We start from the raw sequence: 5,873 nt of genomic DNA, 5'->3' as shown, positions 1-5,873 counted from the left end.
ATCCAATAGCTAAAGGTACTCATACGAATGTCTCGTACTATTATGCTTATCCCTACTAGTGCTGGTGTTGGTCTAACTAGCGCAAGCATGGGTGTTCTTCGCGCAATGGAGCGCAAGGGCGTTAAGGTTTCTTTCTACAAACCAATCTCTCAACCACGTTCTGGTGGCGACCAACCTGATCTAACTTCAACTATCGTTGGCGTAAACAGCGATGTTAAGATCGGTCAACCTCTTGCTATGTCTGTTGCTGAAAGCCTAATCGGTAACGACAACATGGACGAGCTACTAGAAACAGTTGTTGAGCGTTACAACCAGATCAACAAAGATGCTGACGTAACTCTTATCGAAGGTCTAGTACCAACTCGCAAGCACCCATTCGCTAACCAAGTGAACGCAGAAATTGCTGCAACATTAGGTGCAGAGATTGTACTTGTTGCAACTCCGGGTACTGACAACCCAGCTCAACTTAAAGAGCGTATCGAAGTAGCATGTTCTAACTTCGGTGGCACTAAGAACAAAAACATCTCTGGCGTTATCATCAACAAGCTTAACGCTCCAGTGGATGAAGCGGGCCGTACTCGCCCTGACCTATCTGAAATCTTTGACGATGCAGACAGCGCTCAGCAAAGCGAACTAAAAGTAATGGAGATCTTCAACACTTCTCCAATCCGCGTTCTTGGTTGTGTGCCTTGGAGCATCGAGCTAATCGCTACTCGTGCTGCAGACATGGCTTCTCACCTAAACGCTGAGATCATCAACGAAGGTGAACTGAATACTCGTCGTATTAAGAGCATCACTTTCTGTGCGCGTTCTCTACCGCACATGATTGAACACTTCAAGCCAGGTTCACTACTTGTGACTTCGGCTGACCGTCCTGACGTTATCGTTGCAGCAGCACTTGCAGCAATGAACGGCGTTGAGATTGGTGCTGTTCTTCTGACTGGTGGTTACGATATCCCTGCGGAAATCCAAGACCTAATCAAGCCTGCTCTAGAGACTGGTCTTCCAATCTTTAAAGCACAAGGTAACACTTGGCAGACATCTCTGAACCTACAGAGCTTCAGCCTGGAAGTACCAGCAGACGATAAAGAGCGTATCGAGTTCATCAACGAACACGTTGCGGGTCACATCGATGGCAACTGGATCGAGTCAATGACGGAAGGTACTGAGAAGTCTCGTCGTCTAAGCCCACCAGCATTCCGTTACCAACTAACTGAGTTCGCTCGTAAAGCTGGCAAACGTATCGTTCTTCCTGAAGGTGACGAGCCACGTACAGTTAAAGCTGCGGCTATCTGTGCAGAGCGCGGCATTGCAGAATGTGTGCTTCTAGGTAACCCTGAAGAAATCAAGCGTGTTGCTGCACAGCAAGGTGTTGAGCTAGGTGCTGGCGTAACTATCATCAACTCTGATGAAGTACGTGAAAACTACGTAGCTCGTCTAGTTGAGCTACGTGGCGCGAAAGGCATGACTGAAGTTGTTGCTCGTGAGAAGCTACAAGACTCAGTATTCCTAGGCACAATGATGCTTGAAAACGGTGAAGTAGATGGCCTAGTTTCTGGTGCTGTTCACACTACTGCGAACACTATCGTTCCTCCGTTCCAAATCATCAAGACTGCACCAGATGCGTCTATCGTATCTTCTGTATTCTTCATGCTACTGCCTGACCAAGTACTGGTTTATGGTGACTGTGCGATCAACCCAGATCCAACAGCTGAACAGCTTGCTGAAATCGCTATCCAATCTGCAGATTCTGCTGCGGCATTCGGTATCGACCCACGCGTTGCTATGATCTCTTACTCTACTGGTGAATCTGGTAAGGGTGCAGACGTAGATAAAGTACGTGAAGCGACGAAGCTTGCTCAAGAGAAGCGTCCTGATCTAGTGATCGACGGTCCTCTACAGTACGATGCTGCTATCATGGAAAACGTTGCTGCTTCTAAAGCACCAAACTCTCCAGTAGCTGGTAAAGCGACTGTATTCGTATTCCCAGACCTAAACACTGGTAACACGACTTACAAAGCGGTACAACGTTCAGCAGATCTAGTATCAATCGGTCCAATGCTTCAAGGTATGCGCAAGCCAGTAAATGACTTGTCTCGTGGCGCTCTAGTAGACGATATCGTGTACACAGTAGCTCTAACGGCTATCCAAGCAGACCAAGCTGCACAAGCTGAAGAAAAAGTAGTTAACTAATTACCTTTTCATGTCCTAAAGGACTTTAAGAGTGTTAAAGCCCATGCAATTGCGTGGGCTTTTTTTATGTCTTATTATTGTATAGCATACCAAATAATAGGTTTAAAGGTGAAAGTGACACATGTCGATTGAATTTACCAAAGAGTCAGCAATCCGTGATCACGTATTAAAAAGTGTGAGCATCGCCCTCGCACTTTTTGTGTTGGTCGTTGCTTCTTCAAATTTCTTTTTGAGTAAAGATTATATTCTCGGCAGTCTGGAAGTGCTTATCTCACTTATCCTTTTCCACGTCTATTACGAGACCAAGCGTGGCTTCTCACTTTCATGGCAACCTCTCGTGTTGGCTTCAGTGATTACTGGAGGTCTGCTCTATGGATTTGCGAATGCGAAGCCACAAGCTGCTATCGTCATGTGGGTCTTTGTTCTTCCTCCACTTTACCAACTGCTGTTTAACCGATTCATTGGTTCGCTGTTCACTTTCGCGATGCTAGGGGCGACCGCATTGCTTTACTTCCCTAACCTATTTAACAAAGGCGTTTACCCTTTTGCATTTGTAAACTTTGTTATCCCTTATTCGATGATTTGGCTCATCTCATTCAATCATGAGTCAGTGCGTATTGGTGTGAAAGAACGACTTGAACAACTGGCCCGAACTGATGCCCTAACCGGTGCGTTCAATCGACTAGCCTTACAACAAGATGCTTCGAACACACTACATCACAGCCCAGCTAACTACTTGCTGCATTTTGACTTAGATTGGTTTAAAGCGGTCAATGATACCTATGGGCATAGTACTGGTGACCAGGTTCTAAAAGAAGTAGTGTCTGAAACGCAGCTAGTCTTACCGAAATGTAAGGTCTATCGAATTGGCGGTGAGGAGTTTTGTGTCATCTTTGAAGCCGAGAACTTTGAAGATGCGACAACGAAAGCCGATGGGCTAAGAGAGTCGATTGCAAAAATGGCCATATCTAAAGGCAATCACCACATCAAGGTCACCATCAGCGTCAGGAAGAAACTTAATCGTCGCGGCTTAGAGACCACGTCCGTGAGGCGAATCTAAATCCAGATCCGGCCCTTTAGGCACCACTTGAGTCGGGTTGATACCGGTGTGGCTGTAATAGTAGTGACGCTTGATGTGGTAGAAATCCGTCGTCTCTTTAATGCCCTCTATTTGATAGAGCTCTTTTAGATAACCTTGGATATGTTTGTAGTCCGCAATTCGTTGCTTGTTACACTTGAAGTGACCAACATACACAGCATCGAATCGAACTAAGGTCGTGAACAACCGCCAATCAGCTTCAGTAATCTGCTCTCCCGCTAAATAACGGTTCTCGCTAAAGTGTGCATCTACTTTGTCTAATGCCTTGAATAGCGCCTCATACGCCTCTTCATAAGCTTCTTGTGTCGTTGCAAAGCCAGTACGATAAACGCCATTGTTGATGTTCGGATAGATGTAGTCGTTCCATTCGTCAATCTTGCTCGCCAACTCCCATGGGTAGTAATCATCGGTGTTGCCCGTTAGCTCATTGAATTCTGAGTTAAACATGCGGATGATTTCAGACGACTCATTGCTCACAATGGTATTGGTTTTCTTATCCCATAAAACAGGAACCGTGACTCGACCTGAATAGTCCGGTTTGGCTTGGGTGTAGATTTGGTGCATGCGAGTATGACCAAACAACGGCTCAGGTAAGCCCATTTGCCAACCTTCACTCATCATATCCGGGCAAACCACCGTCACATCAATATGATCTGTTAGGTCTTTAAGTTCTCGGAAGATAAGTGTGCGGTGTGCCCAAGGGCAAGCTAACGATACGTATAGGTGGTAACGACCACTTTCTGGCTCAAATGGCGCACCGGCCTTATTCTCAACCCAGTTACGAAAGCCCGCATCTTCACGAACGAACTTACCACCACTTTCTTTAGTGTCGTACCACACATCGTGCCAAACACCTTCAACTAACTTACCCATATCCAAACCTCTGTGATGCTAACTTTTCTCTAGTATAAAAAAAGCCAACTTTTTCTAAACTAGAAGAAGTTGGCTTAGTTGTTCGAATTATTTGATGAAGCTGTTGAGCAAAATATAGGAACTAGACCTGCAGTACAAAAAAAGCGCGACTCTAAAAACTAGTCGCGCTTAAGCCTGTCACAGGCTGAACCGTTTCAAATTGGCTCTAGACTTGTACGTGCAAGCAAGATACTGCGTGAACGTCATCGCCTTGAATTGTCGGCTTAGTTTGCGCACACGCTTCTGTCGCTTGTGGGCAACGAGTACGGAAAACACAACCTGATGGTGGATTGATTGGCGATGGTAGGTCGCCCTCCAGCATCTGGATTGTTTTACTACGCTCTAAGCGAGGATCTGGAATAGGAACCGCAGACATCAACGCCTTGGTGTACGGGTGCTTTGGATCAGAGAACAGTGCATCTGACTCACCCAGCTCAACCGCATTACCTAGGTACATTACCAATACACGGTCTGAGATGTGCTTAACCACTGACAAATCGTGCGCGATGAATACCAACGAAAGACCTAGCTCTTTTTGTAGCTCTTTCAGCAGGTTAACAACTTGAGCTTGGATAGATACGTCAAGTGCTGAAACAGGTTCGTCACAGATGATCATCTTAGGCTTCAAGATAAGTGCACGTGCGATACCAATACGCTGACACTGACCACCAGAGAACTCGTGCGGGTAACGGTTGATTACGTTTGGCAGTAGACCTACCTTCGCCATCATTTCTTTAACACGGTCCTTCACTTCCTGTTTAGAAAGTTCTGGGTAGAACGTCTCTAGCGGCTCAGCAATGATGTCACCAACAGACATACGCGGGTTAAGCGATGCTAGTGGGTCTTGGAAGATCATCTGAATCTCTTTACGAGTTTCACGACGTTGTACTTCTTGCATCTTAGTTAGGTCTTGACCTAACCACATTACTTCACCGTCAGTTGCTTCAACCAAACCAATGATTGCACGAGCAAACGTCGATTTACCACAACCAGACTCGCCTACTACACCCAGCGTTTCACCTTCGTAAAGGTGGATATCAACGCCATCAACTGCTTTTAGGTTTGAAGGTTTTGCCCAAGGCCACGCTGATTTAGCCGCAATGCTAAAGTGAACTTTCAGGTCTTTAATATCTAATAATAACTGCTTATCTACTACGCTCATTTTGTCCAAGCCTCCCAATCAGAAAAACAAGCACGCTGACGGTCGCCTTGACCAAATGGAGTCAGAATCGGTGCTTCTTGCTTACAGCGGTCCATTACACGGTGACAACGGTCTTGGTAAGGACAGCCTGTTGGCAGGCGAAGTAAGTTTGGTGGGTTGCCCGGAATAGTCGGTAGGATCTCACCTTCCGTATCCAAACGAGGAATAGCTTTCAGTAGACCTTCCGCATATGGGTGGCTCGGCTCATAGAAGATTTCGTCAACCGTACCGTACTCCATTGTACGACCTGCGTACATCACGAGTACTTTGTCACAAGAACCCGCAACAACACCCAAATCGTGGGTAATCATGATGATTGCCGTGTTGAACTCATCTTTCAGTTCGTTCAGCAGTTCCATGATTTGTGCTTGAATGGTTACGTCCAATGCTGTTGTCGGCTCATCGGCGATAAGCAGCTTAGGACGACAAAGTAGCGCCATTGCAATCATTACACGCTGACGCATACCG

At 46.2% G+C, this 5,873-nt stretch carries 5 protein-coding genes; 2 read left to right on the top strand and 3 right to left on the bottom strand.

Features of this window, described 5'->3' with window-relative positions; genetic code table 11:
* The first annotated feature begins 27 nt into the window (after positions 1 to 27).
* Both pta and BCT81_RS07685 read left to right on the top strand, forming a co-directional pair.
* Positions 28 to 2,193, top strand: a complete 2,166-nt coding sequence (pta, locus tag BCT81_RS07690; protein WP_102423737.1) for a phosphate acetyltransferase — start codon at positions 28 to 30, stop codon at positions 2,191 to 2,193.
* Positions 2,194 to 2,314: 121 nt separating this feature from the next.
* A complete protein-coding gene (locus BCT81_RS07685) occupies positions 2,315 to 3,253 on the top strand; it encodes a GGDEF domain-containing protein (RefSeq protein ID WP_102423736.1) in 939 nt (312 codons plus the stop codon).
* Here the strand turns inward: BCT81_RS07685 and BCT81_RS07680 are convergent.
* The 3 genes from BCT81_RS07680 to BCT81_RS07670 all read right to left on the bottom strand — a co-directional run.
* Positions 3,224 to 4,165, bottom strand: a complete 942-nt coding sequence (locus BCT81_RS07680) for a glutathione S-transferase family protein (RefSeq protein ID WP_102423735.1) — start codon at positions 4,163 to 4,165, stop codon at positions 3,224 to 3,226. The genes BCT81_RS07685 and BCT81_RS07680 overlap by 30 nt on opposite strands.
* A 205-nt stretch (positions 4,166 to 4,370) precedes the next feature.
* Complete coding sequence (oppF, locus tag BCT81_RS07675; RefSeq protein ID WP_061033797.1) at positions 4,371 to 5,366, bottom strand: murein tripeptide/oligopeptide ABC transporter ATP binding protein OppF; 996 nt, start codon at positions 5,364 to 5,366, stop codon at positions 4,371 to 4,373.
* Positions 5,363 to 5,873, bottom strand: a 511-nt coding sequence (locus tag BCT81_RS07670) for an oligopeptide/dipeptide ABC transporter ATP-binding protein (RefSeq protein WP_133152585.1), incomplete at its 5' end; no start/stop codon positions are given. The genes BCT81_RS07670 and oppF, both read right to left, overlap by 4 nt.

It is taken from the genome of Vibrio sp. 10N.261.52.A1, from assembly GCF_002876325.1.
GTDB classification, from domain to species: Bacteria; Pseudomonadota; Gammaproteobacteria; order Enterobacterales; family Vibrionaceae; genus Vibrio; species Vibrio chagasii.
Note: the sequence above shows the minus strand (reverse complement) of the source record. Positions and strands in the feature narration are given on the sequence as shown.

What these genes read in the sequence shown, in the direction of transcription:
- BCT81_RS07685 (WP_102423736.1), top strand. Translation starts at nt 2,315, where the DNA reads ATGTCGATTGAATTTACCAAAGAGTCAGCAATCCGTGATCACGTATTA.
- oppF (WP_061033797.1), bottom strand. Translation starts at nt 5,366, where the DNA reads ATGAGCGTAGTAGATAAGCAGTTATTATTAGATATTAAAGACCTGAAA.
- BCT81_RS07680 (WP_102423735.1), bottom strand. Translation starts at nt 4,165, where the DNA reads ATGGGTAAGTTAGTTGAAGGTGTTTGGCACGATGTGTGGTACGACACT.
- pta (WP_102423737.1), top strand. Translation starts at nt 28, where the DNA reads ATGTCTCGTACTATTATGCTTATCCCTACTAGTGCTGGTGTTGGTCTA.